We start from the raw sequence: 15629 nt of genomic DNA, 5'->3' as shown, positions 1-15629 counted from the left end.
AATTATTTTTTGTCTTTCACTTCTTCGAATTCAGCGTCGACAACGTCATCTTCTTTTTTAGCAGAAGCGTCAGCGGCGTCAGCCGGCTGGCCCTGCTGCTGAGCGAACTCCATCAGCTTGCCGGAAACCTGCACCAGCGCCTGGATTTTCGCTTCGATGTCCGCTTTGTCTTCGCCTTTCAGCGCGGTGTTCAGATCGTTTAGCGCGGATTCGATCGGCGCTTTATCCTCGGCGGAGATCTTGTCGCCCGCTTCGTCCAGCTGCTTACGGGTGCTGTGGGCAATCTGGTCGCCCTGGTTGCGCGCCTGCACCAGCTCTTCGAATTTACGGTCGGCTTCCGCGTTCGCTTCCGCGTCGCGCACCATTTTCTGAATTTCATCCTCATTCAGACCAGAAGAGGCCTTGATGGTGATCTTCTGCTCTTTGCCTGAGTTTTTATCCTTCGCGGAAACATGCAGGATACCGTCGGCGTCGATATCGAAGGTGACTTCGATCTGCGGCATGCCGCGCGGCGCCGGTTGAATGCCGTCCAGATTAAATTGACCCAGCGATTTGTTATCCGCTGCGCGTTTACGCTCGCCCTGCAGCACATGGATGGTTACCGCAGACTGGTTGTCTTCAGCGGTAGAGAACACCTGGCTGTGCTTGGTAGGGATGGTGGTGTTTTTCGCAATCAGCGACGTCATCACGCCGCCCATGGTTTCGATACCCAGCGACAGCGGGGTCACGTCCAGCAGCAGTACGTCTTTCACGTCGCCCGCCAGCACGCCGCCCTGTACCGCAGCGCCCACGGCTACCGCTTCGTCAGGGTTAACGTCTTTACGCGGCTCTTTACCGAAGAATTCAGCAACTTTCGCCTGCACCATCGGCATACGGGTCTGACCGCCGACCAGAATAACGTCGTTGATGTCAGACACGGAGAGGCCAGCGTCCTGCAGCGCGACTTTCAGCGGCTCGATAGAACGGGCAACCAGATCTTCCACCAGCGATTCCAGTTTCGCACGGGTCACTTTGATGTTCAGGTGTTTCGGGCCGGTGGCGTCCGCCGTGATGTACGGCAGGTTAACGTCGGTCTGCTGAGCGGAAGAAAGCTCGATTTTCGCCTTTTCAGCCGCCTCTTTCAGACGCTGCATCGCCAGCGGATCGTTGTGCAGATCGATGCCCTGATCTTTCTTAAATTCAGCCACCAGATAGTTAATCAGACGGCTGTCGAAGTCTTCGCCGCCCAGGTGGGTATCACCGTTGGTCGCCAGAACTTCAAAGGTTTTTTCGCCGTCCACTTCATCGATTTCGATGATAGAGATATCGAAGGTACCGCCGCCCAGGTCATAGACCGCGATAGTACGGTTGCCCTGCCCTTTGTCCAGGCCGTAAGCCAGCGCAGCAGCAGTCGGTTCGTTAATGATGCGTTTTACTTCCAGACCTGCGATACGGCCGGCGTCTTTGGTCGCCTGACGCTGAGCATCGTTGAAGTAGGCTGGTACAGTAATAACCGCTTCCGTTACCGGTTCGCCCAGGTAATCTTCAGCCGTTTTCTTCATTTTTTTCAGCACTTCCGCAGAAATCTGCGGCGGCGCCATTTTCTGGCCTTTCACGTCAAGCCATGCATCGCCGTTGTCGGACTGAGTGATTTTGTAAGGCATGATTTTAATATCACGCTGTACTTCTTCGTCCTGGAAACGACGACCAATCAGACGTTTGATCGCAAACAGGGTATTCTGCGGGTTCGTCACAGCCTGACGTTTAGCAGGCTGACCAACCAGCGTTTCACCATCCTGTGTATACGCGATAATTGACGGCGTGGTGCGGTCGCCTTCGGCATTCTCCAGCACGCGCGCTTTGGTGCCGTCCATAATGGCAACACATGAGTTGGTTGTACCAAGGTCAATACCAATAATCTTACCCATCTAAACGTCTCCCACTTGAATTCATTGCAAATCAGGTTATGCACACTTAATGCGGGCGGTTTTTGCCGTTTCAACTCCCGGCGCCGCGCTTTTTTTCCGGGTACATAACCTCGGATGCCAAATAAGATGGGGCCATCCCTGACGGCATCAAGGGCCAGAAGAAAAAAAATTCGGTTTTACCACTCTTCAGATCAACGTTTGCCGGACGGCTGCTCATTATGATGCCGCGCGTACTGGCCAGGACGGCCGGTCTTTACTGCTTATCTATTCAATGACTTTACATTTTTTAAATGCAGAGGATTTATGCATAACAATAAACTGGCAAATCCTGGCCCACTCGGCCTGATGGGATTCGGGATGACCACCGTCCTGCTGAATTTGCACAATGCGGGCTTTTTTCCCCTGACTTCCGTCATTATCAGCATGGGACTGTTTTTTGGCGGGTTGGCGCAGATTTTCGCAGGCCTGCTGGAATATAAAAAGGGCAATACCTTCGGCCTCACGGCCTTTACCTCTTACGGCTGCTTCTGGCTGAGTCTGGTCGGCGTCCTGCTGCTGCCGGCCATGGGACTGGCGGAACCGACCAGCGCCGTTTTCCTTGGCGTATGGCTGGCGCTATGGGGTGTTTTTACGCTGTTTATGTTTTTCGGCACGCTGCGCGCAAACCGGGCATTGCAGTTTGTTTTCGCCAGCCTGACTGTGCTGTTCGCGCTGCTGGCCATCGGCAATATTACCGGTAATAAAGCGCTGCTGACCTTTGCGAGCTATGAAGGCATCTTGTGCGGCGCCAGCGCCATTTATCTGGCGATGGCGGAAGTCATCAACGAGCAGCTGGGTTGTAAAGTACTGCCGATCGGTGAGACGGCAACCTGCTAAGGCTAAAAGCCCTGCCCGGAACGGCAGGGCTTTTTTTAACCGCAGATATCGGCGCGTTGGGCGAACGGCGCGCCGTCACGATCGCGTTTGAGCCAAACGCCCAGCAGCAGGCCGATAATGGCGAGCGCCAACACATACAAGGCGGGCGCCAGCGGCGTCAACGTCATCATCAGAGTGACGCAAATCGGCGTCAGGCCGCCGAAAATCGCGTAAGAGAGATTGTAGGAAAAAGAGATGCCGCTAAAACGTATCGCCGCCGGAAACGCGCGCACCATCACGAAAGGCACCACGCCGACAACCCCAACGCTCAGCCCCGCCGCCGCATAGGTGACAAACAGCGCCGTAACGGAACTGGCGGCGCTGGTGAAGAACAGCCAGCTGCATAATGCCAGCAGCAATGAGCCGCCAATCAGCGTGCGCGCAGCGCCGAAGCGATCGGCCAGCAGCCCATAGATAATGCAGCCCAGCAGCAGCATCACGGTAGCCAGACTGTTAGCCTGTAACGTGAGCGCGGCGGAGAGGCCATGCTGCTTTTGCATCAGCGCGGGCGCCATCAGAATCACGACCACAATGCAGGCGGAAAGCAGCCAGGTCAGCAGCATGGAAATAACTACAGCGCGTTTGTGATGCTGTAAAACGCGACGCAGCGGCAGCGCCTCAGAGAGCGCCTTGCGCGCCTGCATCTGCTGAAACACCGGTGTTTCATGCAGCCAGCGGCGCAGATACATCGCCACCAGCCCAAACACGCCGCCTAAAAAGAAGGGAATACGCCAGCCGCCGCCGACGAGCGTCGCAGGCGAAAGTGTGGTGTTAATCAACGTAGCGACAAGCGATCCCAGCAGAATGCCGGCGGTCAAACCCGCGGTCAGCGTGCCGCAGGCGATACCGATGCGTTTTTCCGGCACATGCTCCGCGACAAAAACCCAGGCGCCCGGCACTTCGCCGCCAATGGCGGCGCCCTGCAACATGCGCATCAGCAAAAGCAGCAATGGCGCAGCAATCCCAATAGCATGGTAATCGGGCAGCATGCCTATCGCCAGCGTCGGCAGCGCCATCAGCAGAATGCTCAGGCTGAACATCTTTTTCCTTCCGACCCGATCGCCAAAGTGCGCCATTACAATGCCGCCTAACGGACGCGCCAGATAACCGGCGGCAAAAATGCCGAAAGTTTGCAGCTGGCGCAGCCAGTCGGGAATGTCGGGCGGAAAGAACAGTTCGCCTATCACCGCCGCGAAGAAAACGAAGATAATAAAATCGTAGAATTCAAGCGCGCCGCCGAGGGCAGCCAGCGACAGCGTCTTGTAATCCTGCCGGTTGAGCCGGCGGGTCTGTTGATGATCCAGCATTGCGTGCGCTTCCAGAGGGTTGAAAAAAGTTGGCGTTTGGCTGTAAAACAACCGTTACTATAACGTCAACTTTTCTCGACACCAGCGACGCTGGATTTTATGCCTTAAAAAGCGGATTTTCAGGTATTTGTATCACGTCGGGCGCTTTTCGGACGAAATGCTGCTACCACCTGCGGGTCCGTTTCAATATACGGGCCTTCCAGCAGCTGAATGCAGTACGGCACGCTGGCGAAAATGCCCTGTACCACTACTTTTCCTTGTTCATCCTTCAGCCCTTCCAGCGTCTCTTTGATCGATTTCGGCTGGCCCGGCAGATTCAGGATCAGCGACTGTTTGCGGATCACGCCGGTTTGACGCGACAGGATCGCCGTTGGCACAAAGTGCAGGCTGATTTGACGCATCTGCTCGCCGAATCCCGGCATCACCCGATCGGCGACGGCCAGCGTGGCGTCCGGCGTCACGTCGCGACGGGCCGGACCGGTGCCGCCGGTGGTCAATACCAGATGACAGAAACGCTCATCCACCAGCTCGCAAAGCGCTTCTTCGATCAGCGGCTGCTCATCGGGCACAAGACGCGTTTCAATAACAAAAGGCGTAGTCAGCGCGGTAGAGAGCCAGCTTTCCAGCGCCGGAATGCCCTGATCCTGATAAATGCCGTTAGCGGCGCGATCTGAAACGGATATAAGTCCAATGCGTAAGGTATTCATAATGTTAGTCATGACAGGTACCGCCGCAGCGCGATCGGTAAGGGTTTGGGATTGTCGCCAAGGATACTACAGGGAGAGAAAAGTTGCCTGTCCTGCGCTGCCGCAGCCGGTTTTTCGACTGCGGCAGCGTCTGATTACAGCAGATCTGCGATCATTTTTTCCAGTTTGCCCTGGTCAACCGCAAAGTTGCGGATGCCCTGCGCCAGCTTATCTACCGCCATCGGATCCTGGTTATGCTGCCACAGGAATTCCGCTTCGGTCATTTTCGCCGGTCGCGCTTTCACTTCGCCGCTGAAGGAGAGTTTACGCTCAACGCTGCCTTCGGTCTCGGCCAGCTCTTTCAGCAGAGACGGAGAGATGGTCAGGCGGTCGCAGCCGGCCAGCTCCAGAATTTCGCCGACGTTGCGGAAGCTGGCGCCCATCACCACGGTCTCATAGCCGTGCTGTTTGTAGTACTCATAGATTTCGCTGACGGAGACCACGCCCGGATCTTCATGCGGCGCGTACTCTTTCTTGTCGGTATTGGCTTTATACCAGTCCAAGATACGGCCCACGAACGGAGAGATCAGGTAAACGCCCGCTTCGGCGCAGGCGCGCGCCTGAGCGAAGGAGAACAGCAGCGTCAGGTTACAGTTGATGCCCTCTTTTTCCAGCTGCTCGGCGGCGCGAATGCCCTGCCAGGTGGAGGCGAGCTTGATCAGGATGCGATCGTTGCTGATACCCGCATCGTTGTAGAGTTTAATCAGGCTGCGCGCTTTAGCGATGCTTGCTTCGGTATCGTAAGAGAGACGGGCGTCAACTTCGGTAGAGATGCGGCCTGGGATCAGTTTCAGAATTTCCAGACCGATGTTTACCGCCAGCTTGTCAGAGGCGTACTGAATTTGTTCTTCTTTATTGCTGCTCTGCTGACGCGCCCAGCTGATAGCTTCGTCGATCAGTTTGCGGTATTCCGGGATTTGTGCGGCGTTAAGAATCAGAGAAGGGTTCGTGGTAGCGTCCTGCGGCTGGTACAGCTTCATCGCTGCGATATCGCCGGTATCGGCAACGACAGTCGTCAGCTGACGTAAAGAAGTAAGTTTATCCGTCATGATGGGTTCTCTTGATATGTCACTGTCAGGGGTAAAGTCTGTTGCGATAATATCATGCGCAATCCGACGCGCAATGCGCGGATGATGCAAATCGCACAGGCCAGACCGATAGTAATGATTTGCCTGAGCGCAGCGCTTTTTTGCTAACATCGGCGGCGAGAACCGAGAAAAGAGAACAGAACCTGCGGGTTACGCTAAGGAATTCCCTATGTTGATGGTCATATCGCCAGCCAAGACGCTTGACTACACGACGCCGCTTGCGACGCAGCGCTATACGCAGCCCGCGCTGTTAGAAAAATCACAGGAGCTGGTCGCCGTGGCGCGACAGCTGTCGCCCGCCGCTCTCGCCTCACTGATGAGCATCAGCGACAAACTGGCGCTGTTAAACGCCGAACGTTTTAACGACTGGCATCCGCAGTTCACACCGGAAAATGCGCGCCAGGCGATTCTGGCTTTCAAAGGCGATGTTTATACCGGCCTTCAGGCGGAGCGTTTTAGCGAAGCGGATTTTGATTTCGCCCAGCAGCATTTACGCATGTTGTCAGGACTGTACGGCGTGCTGCGTCCGCTGGATCTGATGCAGCCTTACCGTCTGGAAATGGGAACGAAGCTGGAAAACCCGGCGGGAAAAGATCTTTACAGTTTCTGGGGCGAAACCCTGACGCAGACGCTGAACGCGGCGCTGGCGGCGCAGGGCGACGATCTGCTGATTAACCTCGCCTCGGACGAATACTTCCGCGCCGTGCAGCCGAAAAAGATCAACGGACGGATTATCAAGCCGGTTTTCCTTGACGAGAAAAACGGCAAATTCAAAGTCATCAGCTTCTATGCCAAAAAGGCGCGCGGCCTGATGTGTCGCTACATCATTGAAAATCGTCTGAGCGACGCGCAGCAGCTGACCGAATTCGATCGGGAAGGCTACTTCTTCGATGCGGCGAGCAGCCGCGGCGACGAGCTGGTGTTTAAGCGCCACGAACAGGCGTAAGCGCCACGCAGCAAAAAGCCGCCCCGAAAGGCGGCTTTTTTATCGCTGCCTTTTACAGCTGCGTTAAGAAAAAGCGCAGCTCAGTAAAGTCAGGCTTCATCTCATGCGAGAGCAGCGGCAGTTCGGCGCGCTCCGCCAGTTCCGGCGGCAGCGGCAGCGTCTGCTGCAGAATTTCCTCGACGCTCTCCTTAAACTTCGCCGGATGCGCGGTGCCGAGGAACAGGCCGAACTCGCCCGGCTGCAGCTGATCGCGCAGCATGCGGTACGCGATAGCGGCATGCGGCTCAGAGATATAGCCCAGCTGCGCCAGCTCGCGCATGGTGCTGCGGGTCGTCTCATCATCCACCGCGCCGAAGCCGAGATCGGTCAGGCGCCAGGTTTTACGGCGGAACAGCTCCTCCACGCGCGGCCAGTTGTTCGGCTGGCTGACGTCCATCGCGTTCGACAGCGTGGCGACAGTGGTGTTCGGCTGCCAGGCGCCGCTGGCGAGAAAACGCGGCACGGTGTCGTTGCGGTTAGTGGCGGCGATAAAGCGTTTCACCGGCAGCCCCAGCGATTTCGCCAGCAGGCCCGCCGTTAAATCGCCGAAGTTGCCGCTCGGCACCGAGATCACCAGCTGATTACGCTTTTCCTGCGGCAGCTGCGCTACCGCCTCGAAGTAGTAGCAGATCTGCGCCAGCAGGCGGCTGATGTTGATGGAGTTCGCCGAGTTCAGGCCAATCGCTTTTTTCAGCGCTTCATCGTCAAACGCCTGCTTCACCAGCGCCTGACAGGCGTCGAAATCACCGTCGACAGCGATAGTGTGGATATTGCCGCCCAGCGTACAGAACAGCTTCTCCTGCAAGGGGCTGATTTTGCCCTGCGGATAGAGGATGACCACGCGCACGTTTTCCATGCCGTAGAAAGCGTGGGCCACCGCCGCGCCGGTATCGCCGGAGGTCGCGGTGAGAATAGTGATTTGCTCATCCGTGCCGCTGATGTAAGAAAGCATTTGCGCCATAAAGCGGCCGCCGAAATCTTTAAACGCCAGCGTCGGGCCGTGGAACAGCTCCAGGCAGGCGATATCTTCCGTCACCTGCGCCACCGGCGCCGGAAACGCGAACGCCGCTTTTACGCGCTCCGCCAGCTGATGCGCAGCGATTTCGTCGCCGATATAAGCGGAAAGAATCTTGCTGCTGCGGGTGACGAAATCCATCTCCAGCATGGCATCGATTTCGGTCAGCTCAAATTCCGGCAGCTCCAGTGGAAAGAACAGCCCCTGCTGCTTGCCCAGGCCCTGCTTGACGGCCTGTGCGAAACTGACCTGCTCGTTGTGATCCTTAAGATTGTAGAGTTTCATGCGTTATCCCAGTTTTCGTGCGCCCGCCGTGTCGGCACGGCATATATGGACGAAGCCTTCATCATTTTGCAGATAGTGTTGTTGCAACCAGTCCGCCATACGCTGCGCTGTTTCCATATTGTCGCAAACCGCGAACAGCGTCGGGCCTGAACCGGAAATGCCGCAGGCCAGCGCGCCGATATCCTGCGCCGCCTGACGCGCGTCGGCGAAGCCCGGCAGCAGCTTAGTACGGTATGGCTCAGCAATCACATCGCGCATCAGTTTCGCCGCCAGCTGCGGCTGCGCGGTATGGCAGGCGTGAATGAAGCCCGCCAGATAGCGCCCGTGCTTAATACAATCCTCTTTGCGATACTGCGCCGGCAGGATCGCCCTCGCCTCTGCGGTGGAGACCTTAATACCGGGATAGGCCATCACCCACAGCCAGTCGTCAAAACAGGGCACCGCCTGGCTGATAATGCCGTTCTCTTCCAGCATTAGCTGCAGGCCGCCCAGGAAACAGGGCGCCACGTTGTCATAATGCACGCTGCCGGAGATGCGTCCTTCCAGCTCGCCCATTAGCGTCAGGAGCTGGTTATCATCCAGCGGCCTGCCGCAGAATTCGTTCATTGCCATCAGACCGGCGACGACGGAACAGGCGCTGGAGCCGAGGCCGGAGCCTATCGGCATATTTTTTTCCAGCGTCATGCGCACCGGCACGGTTTTGCCGATCGCTTCGCAAAAGCGCGCCCAGCACTGGTAGACGATATTCTCTTCCGTCTTCGTCGGCAGCTTGCTGACAAAACGCCCCTGATTCACCAGGCTGAATGTTTCCGCCGCTTCAACGGTGACGCAGTCGCCCAATAGCGAACCGTCCACCGGCGACACCGCCGCGCCCAATACGTCAAAGCCGACGCTGACGTTGCCGATTGAGGCCGGCGCGTAAATTTTCACCATGTTTAAACTCCTAACTTCCATGACAGCGTGCGCAGCAGATCGGCGAACACCCCGGCGGCAGTGACGTCATTGCCAGCGCCGTAGCCGCGCAACACTAGCGGAATCGGCTGATAGTAACGACTGTAAAACGCCAGCGCATTCTCGCCGTTTTTCACTTTATACAGCGGATCGTTGCCGTCTACCGCATCGATCTTCACGCGGCAACGCCCGCCCTCTTCTATCGCGCCGACAAAGCGCAGCACTTTGCCCGCCTCGCGCGCCGCCTGCACCCGGCTGGCGAAAGCGTCATCCAGCTCAGGCAGACGCTGCATAAAGGCGTCGACGTCGGCGATGGCGGTAAATTCCGGCGGCAGCAGCGCTTCGATGTCGATATCGCTCAGCTCCAGCTGATAGCCTGCCTCACGCGCCAGAATCAGCAGTTTGCGCGCCACATCCATACCCGACAGATCGTCGCGCGGATCCGGCTCGGTAAAGCCCATCTCGCGCGCCAGCTTCGTCGCCTCGGACAGCGACATCCCTTCATCCAGCTTACCGAAAATAAAGGAAAGCGATCCAGAGAGAATCCCGGAGAAACTGATTAGCTCATCGCCCGCATTGAGCAGATTTTGCAGGTTTTCAATGACCGGCAGACCGGCGCCGACATTGGTGTCGTAGAGGAATTTGCGTCGCGACTTTGCCGCCGCCGCGCGCAGCTGCTGATAGTAATTCCAGGAGGAAGTGTTGGCCTTTTTATTCGGCGTGACGATATGGAAGCCTTCCGCCAGGAAATCGGCATATTGATCGGCGACCGCCTGGCTTGAGGTACAGTCGACGATCACCGGGTTCAGCAGATGATACTCCTTAGCCAGCCGGATCAGACGCTCAGCGTTGAACGGCTCGCTGGCTTCGCGCAACGCGCCCTGCCAGTTGCTGAGATCGATGCCGTGCACGTTAGTCAGCAGCGCTTTTGAATTGGCGATGCCGCAGACGCGCAGATCGATATGCTTGTTCTTTAGCCACGCCTGCTGACGGTGCAGCTGCTCCAGCAGCGCGCCGCCGACGCCGCCGACGCCGACCACGAAGACCTCAATCACCTGATCGGTGTTAAACAGCATCTGGTGCACCACGCGCACGGCGGTGGTGGCGTCATCATTATTGACCACCACGGAGATTGAGCGCTCTGACGAGCCCTGGGCAATAGCGACGATATTGATATTGGCGCGCGCCAGCGCCGCGAAGAATTTCGCGGAAATGCCGCGCTGGGTGCGCATGTTGTCGCCGACGACGGAAACGATAGCCAGTTGCTCCATCACATCCAGCGGCTCCAGCAGGCCGTTTTTCAGCTCCAGATAAAACTCATCTTCCAGCACGCGGCGCGCGCGCGCCTGCTCGTTCTGCGGCACGCAGAAGCTGATGCTGTATTCGGAAGAAGACTGCGTAATCAGCACAACGGAAATGCCGGCGCGCGACATCGCGGCGAAGACGCGCGCCGCCATGCCGATCATGCCCTTCATGCCGGGGCCGGAGACGTTGAACATCGCCATGCTGTTCAGGTTGGTAATGCCCTTCACCGGATTGACGTCATCGCTGACGTCGCCGCCGATCAGCGTGCCTGGCGCCTGCGGGTTAGCGGTATTTTTAATCAGGCAGGGGATCTGGAACTGAGCGATTGGCGCGATGGTGCGCGGATGCAGCACTTTCGCCCCGAAGTAGGAGAGTTCCATCGCCTCCCGGTAGGACATCGATTTCAGCAGGCGGGCGTCCGGCACCTGACGCGGATCGCAGGTATAGACGCCGTCGACGTCGGTCCAGATTTCACAACAGTCGGCGCGCAGGCAGGCGGCCAGCACGGCGGCGGAGTAGTCAGAGCCGTTGCGCCCCAGCACCACCAGCTCGCCGCGTTCGTTACCGGCGGTAAAGCCCGCCATCAGGATCATGCTGTCGGCCGCAATATGGCTGGCGGCGATGCGACGCGTAGATTCGGCGATATCGACTGTCGATTCCAGGTAGTGGCCGTGCGCCAGCAGCATACTGACCGGATCGATAACGCTGACGCGATGGCCTCGCGCCTGCAGCAATGCTTCCATAATCGCGATAGAGAGCTTTTCGCCACGACAGATAATCGCCGCGTTGACGCTGTCGGGACACTGCCCCAGCAGGCTAATGCCGTGCAGCGTCTGCTTCAGCTGCGCGAACTCTTTATCGACCAGCGCCTGCATCTTCTCCAAGGCGAAGCCCGGCTGCGCAGCCTGTAGGCCCTGTAGCAACGAAGCAAAAATCTGTTCGGCGTCGCTGATATTCGGCGCGGCATCCTGACCGCTGATGGTTTTCTCAATCATGGCCACCAGATGGTTAGTGATTTTAGCTGGCGCGGAGAGTACGGTGGCCACCTGTCCCTGTTGCGCGTTGCTTTCAAGTATGTCGGCAACACGCAGAAAGCGTTCCGCATTTGCCACTGAGGTTCCACCGAATTTCAGCACTCGCATCGTTTAAAGATCTCCTGAATTTAAGCCGAAAAAAAAGCCCGCACCTTGTCAGGTGCGGGCTTTTTCTCTTTTTTCCTGTATGCGTCAGCCCGCACCGTTACCTGTGGTAATGGTGGTAGTAATAATGATGGTGTTCAGGCTGTTTGTACGCATGTGATTTTGTCTGTCTGTTTCGCGTCTGTCTGCTTTTCAGAAGTAAAGCAATTGCCGAATGAAGTCAATGGATTTATCGGCAACCCACGGCGAAACGGACAACAGCGGAAAGGCCGAATTCCGCTTCCCGCCGGGCTAATCTATTATCTGGCCCCTTAATTCCGGCATCATTATCCAGCTTTCAGCGATCAGACCAGATTTTCCGCTAAAGATTTTTTTCAATATCGTGCAACAACCGGTGGAGCATCGCGCTGTCGCGCTGCTCCAGTAGCCCGATGCGCTGCTGGAGCCAGTCCGCCAGTTTTTCATCGTCGGCGACATTCAGCCGCTCCAGCAACGCCGTCACACGCTGGCGCAGCGCGTCCAGCTGCTGGCCGTCCGCCAACGCAGGCACCGCAGGCGCTACCTGCATCAACGCAGAGAGTTGATAGCAGTACACCATTACCGCCTGCCCCAGATTCAGCGAAGGATAGTCGTTCGCCATTGGAATGCCGGTCAACAGATCCACCTGCGCCAGCTCGTCGTTGGTCAGCCCGCTATCCTCCCGGCCAAACACCAGCGCCATGCTGCCCACCCACTGCTGTTTTTCACGCAGAATAGTTTCTACCTGCTGCGGCGTGGCGTAATAGCGGAATTTCGCACGGCTGCGCGCGGTAGTGGCGACGGAAAAATCGATATCCGCCAGCGCAGCGGAAAGCGAGGAGTAATGTTGAATATTATCAATAATCTCGCCTGCCCCATGCGCCACAATGCGCGCCGCAGGCTGCCGCCAGGCATCGCTTTGCACAATGCGCAACTCAGAAAAACCCATAGTTTTCATCGCGCGCGCGGCGGCGCCGATATTTTCCGGACGGGCGGGAGAAACAAGAATAAGCGGAAAACGCATATAAACCCTGAAAGTAAACAAACTCGTAGCCGTTACTCTGACACGACGTCATGTTAAATAACAGTATCAATCACATAACAAATAAGTAACTTTACGCAGAAGGATAGTAAAATTTGGTTTTAACGCCTTTAAACAATTCAACTCATACAAACATTAATAACAAAGAAATATCATAAATAAGTTCTTATAAATCAAAATTGTATTTTAATAATTAACTTAGTAAACTTTCGCACACTATCAGGAGGCTGAGACCAGGGGTAAAGCCTGATTATTGTGAGCTAAGCTGGCATTCTGATGAGCATTTTTCACAAAAGTGTTAACGTGCTACACTTGATTTGATATAAGTCAACGAAGCGTTGTTTTAATGCTTATCGGTTGTACTCTGCGCTGTTATGTTGCTGTTAATACAGTTAGGATAACGGCCATTTGGCACTGCCGGGGCATGCAGGATTCATCCTTATGGCTGAGCTGACAATGTTGTTGACGTTGATGGATGGTGCATCAAGAACATAATTCTGTACTTCGGTTATCCGGCAAACATCATTTCCGGCGTTAACGCAGTACATCCTGTTTCCGATTTTGTTGGCAAATTTTAGGTAGCGAACTCATGCAGATCCCGCATATTCTTATCGTTGAAGATGAACTAGTCACGCGCAACACTCTAAAGAGCATCTTTGAAGCTGAAGGCTACGAAGTGTTCGAAGCGACGGATGGCGCAGAGATGCATCAGGTATTGACCGATAACGATATTAATCTGGTGATTATGGACATTAATCTGCCAGGTAAAAATGGTCTGTTACTGGCGCGTGAGCTACGCGAACAGGCAAATGTCGCACTGATGTTTTTAACCGGCCGCGACAATGAAGTGGATAAAATTCTTGGCCTGGAAATTGGCGCAGATGACTATATCACCAAGCCATTCAACCCACGTGAATTAACCATTCGCGCGCGCAATCTGCTTTCCCGCACTATGAACCTCTCCGCCACCAGCGAAGAGCGCAAGCAGGTCGAAAGCTATAAGTTTAATGGCTGGGAGCTGGACATCAACAGCCGCTCTCTGATCAGCCCGAACGGCGAGCAGTATAAGCTGCCGCGCAGCGAGTTCCGCGCCATGCTGCACTTCTGCGAGAACCCGGGCAAGATTCAAACCCGCGCCGACCTGCTGAAAAAAATGACCGGCCGCGAGCTGAAGCCGCACGATCGTACGGTTGACGTGACTATCCGTCGTATTCGCAAACATTTCGAATCGACGCCGGATACGCCGGAAATTATCGCCACTATTCATGGCGAAGGGTACCGGTTCTGCGGCGACCTGCAGGAATAAACAAACAAACGGCGAGTCTCCTCGCCGTTTCTTCTTTTAGCGTCCCCACGGCATAATCGGCACGGCGCTCAATGCATTCTTCGGCGAACCTTCCACCACCTTATCCGAATATGAGAGATAGATCAGCGCATTGCGTTTCTGGTCATAAAAACGCACCACCTGCAGCTTCTTAAACAGCAGCGAGGTTCGCTTGCGGAACACCGTTTCGCCCTGCGCTTTTCCCTGCGCGATGCGGTCGCTAAGCGTAACCGGTCCCACCTGCTGACAGGAGATCGCCGCGTCGGAAGTATCTTCCGCCAGCCCCAGCCCGCCTTTAATCCCGCCCGTCTTTGCCCGGCTGATATAGCAGGTCACGTTTTGCACATCCGGGTCGTCAAACGCTTCAACCACGATCTTATGATCCGGGCCAAACATCTTAAAGACGGTATCCACCGAACCGATCTCTTCAGCGCCGACGCTGGCGGTAAACAAAGTCGCCATTGTAATTATTAACAATTTTTTTATTATCATACCGTTACCATTATATATTATTAGTTTCGTTAGCTATTACGCTCCGCTAAGGATAAGCGCTGCTAATTTTCCCGCTCTCCCTTTGCAAGGATATAGCACAATCTAACAAGTAAAACCTTCGGCGTTTTTTGCGCATTTAGTGCTATGATCCCGCGACTTTGCGTTGCCTGCGCCAATCTAAGTACAAGAGGATGTTTTATGGACCAAGCTGGTATCATTCGCGATTTGCTTGTCTGGCTGGAGAGCCATCTCGATCAGCCGCTGTCACTGGATAACGTGGCGGCGAAAGCGGGTTACTCCAAATGGCATCTGCAAAGAATGTTCAAAGAAGTGACCGGTCATGCGATTGGCGCTTATATTCGCGCCCGACGCCTGTCGAAAGCGGCGGTGGCGCTGCGGCTGACCAGCCGTCCTATTCTCGATATCGCGTTACAGTACCGCTTCGATTCACAGCAGACTTTTACGCGCGCCTTTAAAAAGCAGTTTGCTCAAACGCCCGCCTGGTATCGTCGCGCTTCCGAATGGAACGCTTACGGCCTGCGCCCGCCGATTCGCCTGGATGATATGCCGCTGCCTGAAGCGCACTATGTGACGCTGCCGGAAACGGTGCTGATAGGGCAAACCCAGAGCTATACCTGTACGCTGGAGCAAATTTCCCGCTACCGCGACGAGATGCGCGTCCATTTTTGGCAGCAGTTCCTGCTGGAAACCGACACCGTGCCGCCCGTGCTGTACGGCCTGCATCAGGTGCGGCCGAGCCAGGAAAAGGATGACGAGCAAGAGATCCTTTACACTACCGCCGTGCCGTCTGAGCAGCTGGCGAAAACCATGCAGTCGGGGCAGACCGTTCTGCTGGAAGGCGGCGATTACGTACAGTTTAATTACGAAGGTCCGCGCAGTCAGCTGCAGGATTTCATTCTGATGCTGTATGGCACCTGTATGCCGACGTTACAGCTAACGCGTCGCCAGGGTCAGGATATCGAGCGCTTTTACACGCACGGCGGCAAAAAGCGCGCCGAGCCGCCGAAAGAGATCCGCTGCGAATACCTGATTCCCATCGTTCGTCGCACCGCCGACTGAAACAGTACGGGCCCGCTTAATGCGGGCCCG

The 15629-nt window shown here is 55.9% G+C and carries 14 protein-coding genes and 1 other annotated feature; of the genes, 4 read left to right on the top strand and 10 right to left on the bottom strand.

The features are described from left to right. Positions 1-2 precede the first annotated feature (2 nt). On the bottom strand, positions 3-1907 hold the full coding sequence (dnaK, locus tag C2E16_RS03965; RefSeq protein ID WP_038628388.1) for a molecular chaperone DnaK: 1905 nt from the start codon (positions 1905-1907) through the stop codon (positions 3-5). 303 nt (positions 1908-2210) lie between these two features. On the opposite strand from dnaK, the gene satP reads away from it, so the two are divergent. After that, positions 2211-2783: an acetate uptake transporter gene (satP, locus tag C2E16_RS03960; RefSeq protein ID WP_038628391.1), complete on the top strand. Its 573-nt coding sequence runs from the start codon at positions 2211-2213 to the stop codon at positions 2781-2783. Positions 2784-2818: 35 nt separating this feature from the next. Here satP and C2E16_RS03955 read toward each other — a convergent pair whose 3' ends face one another. The 3 genes from C2E16_RS03955 to tal all read right to left on the bottom strand — a co-directional run bounded on the left by C2E16_RS03955 (position 2819) and on the right by tal (position 5924). Then, positions 2819-4129: an MFS transporter gene (locus tag C2E16_RS03955; RefSeq protein WP_174705311.1), complete on the bottom strand. Its 1311-nt coding sequence runs from the start codon at positions 4127-4129 to the stop codon at positions 2819-2821. Positions 4130-4248: 119 nt separating this feature from the next. Continuing rightward, the gene (gene mog, locus C2E16_RS03950; protein ID WP_038630126.1) at positions 4249-4836 is read right to left on the bottom strand and encodes a molybdopterin adenylyltransferase; all 588 of its coding nucleotides are present in this window, start codon (positions 4834-4836) and stop codon (positions 4249-4251) included. Positions 4837-4970: 134 nt separating this feature from the next. After that, positions 4971-5924 (bottom strand): transaldolase, encoded by a 954-nt coding sequence (gene tal, locus C2E16_RS03945; protein ID WP_038628396.1) that lies wholly within the window; start codon positions 5922-5924, stop codon positions 4971-4973. Positions 5925-6132: 208 nt separating this feature from the next. Between tal and yaaA the strand changes: the two genes are divergently transcribed. After that, a complete protein-coding gene (yaaA, locus tag C2E16_RS03940) occupies positions 6133-6909 on the top strand; it encodes a peroxide stress protein YaaA (protein ID WP_038628399.1) in 777 nt (258 codons plus the stop codon). A gap of 52 nt (positions 6910-6961) precedes the next feature. On the opposite strand, the gene thrC is transcribed toward yaaA, so the two are convergent. The 5 genes from thrC to C2E16_RS03915 form a co-directional block, all read right to left on the bottom strand. Then, a complete protein-coding gene (gene thrC, locus C2E16_RS03935) occupies positions 6962-8248 on the bottom strand; it encodes a threonine synthase (RefSeq protein ID WP_038628401.1) in 1287 nt (428 codons plus the stop codon). A gap of 3 nt (positions 8249-8251) precedes the next feature. Further along, on the bottom strand, positions 8252-9181 hold the full coding sequence (gene thrB, locus C2E16_RS03930) for a homoserine kinase (RefSeq protein WP_038628404.1): 930 nt from the start codon (positions 9179-9181) through the stop codon (positions 8252-8254). Between the two features lie 2 nt (positions 9182-9183). Then, positions 9184-11646, bottom strand: a complete 2463-nt coding sequence (gene thrA / locus C2E16_RS03925; RefSeq protein ID WP_084970031.1) for a bifunctional aspartate kinase/homoserine dehydrogenase I — start codon at positions 11644-11646, stop codon at positions 9184-9186. Positions 11647-11673: 27 nt separating this feature from the next. Then, positions 11674-11792, bottom strand: a sequence feature (Thr leader region). Further along, entirely contained in the window at positions 11731-11799 is a 69-nt protein-coding gene (thrL, locus tag C2E16_RS21345) for a thr operon leader peptide (RefSeq protein ID WP_071883749.1), read from the bottom strand. It overlaps the preceding feature by 62 nt. A gap of 205 nt (positions 11800-12004) precedes the next feature. Next, on the bottom strand, positions 12005-12685 hold the full coding sequence (locus tag C2E16_RS03915) for a tRNA/rRNA methyltransferase (protein ID WP_038628409.1): 681 nt from the start codon (positions 12683-12685) through the stop codon (positions 12005-12007). Between the two features lie 607 nt (positions 12686-13292). On the opposite strand from C2E16_RS03915, the gene arcA reads away from it, so the two are divergent. Then, positions 13293-14009 carry a two-component system response regulator ArcA gene (arcA, locus tag C2E16_RS03910; protein ID WP_038628413.1) on the top strand — a complete coding sequence of 239 codons (717 nt, stop codon included), beginning with the start codon at positions 13293-13295 and terminating at the stop codon, positions 14007-14009. A gap of 36 nt (positions 14010-14045) precedes the next feature. Here arcA and creA read toward each other — a convergent pair whose 3' ends face one another. Continuing rightward, on the bottom strand, positions 14046-14519 hold the full coding sequence (creA, locus tag C2E16_RS03905; protein ID WP_038628416.1) for a protein CreA: 474 nt from the start codon (positions 14517-14519) through the stop codon (positions 14046-14048). Between the two features lie 198 nt (positions 14520-14717). Between creA and robA the strand changes: the two genes are divergently transcribed. Continuing rightward, positions 14718-15599 (top strand): MDR efflux pump AcrAB transcriptional activator RobA, encoded by an 882-nt coding sequence (robA, locus tag C2E16_RS03900; protein WP_038628418.1) that lies wholly within the window; start codon positions 14718-14720, stop codon positions 15597-15599. Positions 15600-15629 lie beyond the last annotated feature (30 nt).

This window comes from Mixta calida (genome assembly GCF_002953215.1).
Classification (GTDB): domain Bacteria; phylum Pseudomonadota; class Gammaproteobacteria; order Enterobacterales; family Enterobacteriaceae; genus Mixta; species Mixta calida.
Note: the sequence above shows the minus strand (reverse complement) of the source record. Positions and strands in the feature narration are given on the sequence as shown.

Excerpts from the sequence above, each read along its gene's own strand:
- thrC (WP_038628401.1), bottom strand. The coding sequence starts at position 8,248 with ATGAAACTCTACAATCTTAAGGATCACAACGAGCAGGTCAGTTTCGCA.
- creA (WP_038628416.1), bottom strand. The coding sequence starts at position 14,519 with ATGATAATAAAAAAATTGTTAATAATTACAATGGCGACTTTGTTTACC.
- robA (WP_038628418.1), top strand. The coding sequence starts at position 14,718 with ATGGACCAAGCTGGTATCATTCGCGATTTGCTTGTCTGGCTGGAGAGC.
- mog (WP_038630126.1), bottom strand. The coding sequence starts at position 4,836 with ATGAATACCTTACGCATTGGACTTATATCCGTTTCAGATCGCGCCGCT.
- thrB (WP_038628404.1), bottom strand. The coding sequence starts at position 9,181 with ATGGTGAAAATTTACGCGCCGGCCTCAATCGGCAACGTCAGCGTCGGC.
- C2E16_RS03955 (WP_174705311.1), bottom strand. The coding sequence starts at position 4,129 with ATGCTGGATCATCAACAGACCCGCCGGCTCAACCGGCAGGATTACAAG.
- yaaA (WP_038628399.1), top strand. The coding sequence starts at position 6,133 with ATGTTGATGGTCATATCGCCAGCCAAGACGCTTGACTACACGACGCCG.
- tal (WP_038628396.1), bottom strand. The coding sequence starts at position 5,924 with ATGACGGATAAACTTACTTCTTTACGTCAGCTGACGACTGTCGTTGCC.
- thrA (WP_084970031.1), bottom strand. The coding sequence starts at position 11,646 with ATGCGAGTGCTGAAATTCGGTGGAACCTCAGTGGCAAATGCGGAACGC.
- arcA (WP_038628413.1), top strand. The coding sequence starts at position 13,293 with ATGCAGATCCCGCATATTCTTATCGTTGAAGATGAACTAGTCACGCGC.
- dnaK (WP_038628388.1), bottom strand. The coding sequence starts at position 1,907 with ATGGGTAAGATTATTGGTATTGACCTTGGTACAACCAACTCATGTGTT.
- C2E16_RS03915 (WP_038628409.1), bottom strand. The coding sequence starts at position 12,685 with ATGCGTTTTCCGCTTATTCTTGTTTCTCCCGCCCGTCCGGAAAATATC.
- satP (WP_038628391.1), top strand. The coding sequence starts at position 2,211 with ATGCATAACAATAAACTGGCAAATCCTGGCCCACTCGGCCTGATGGGA.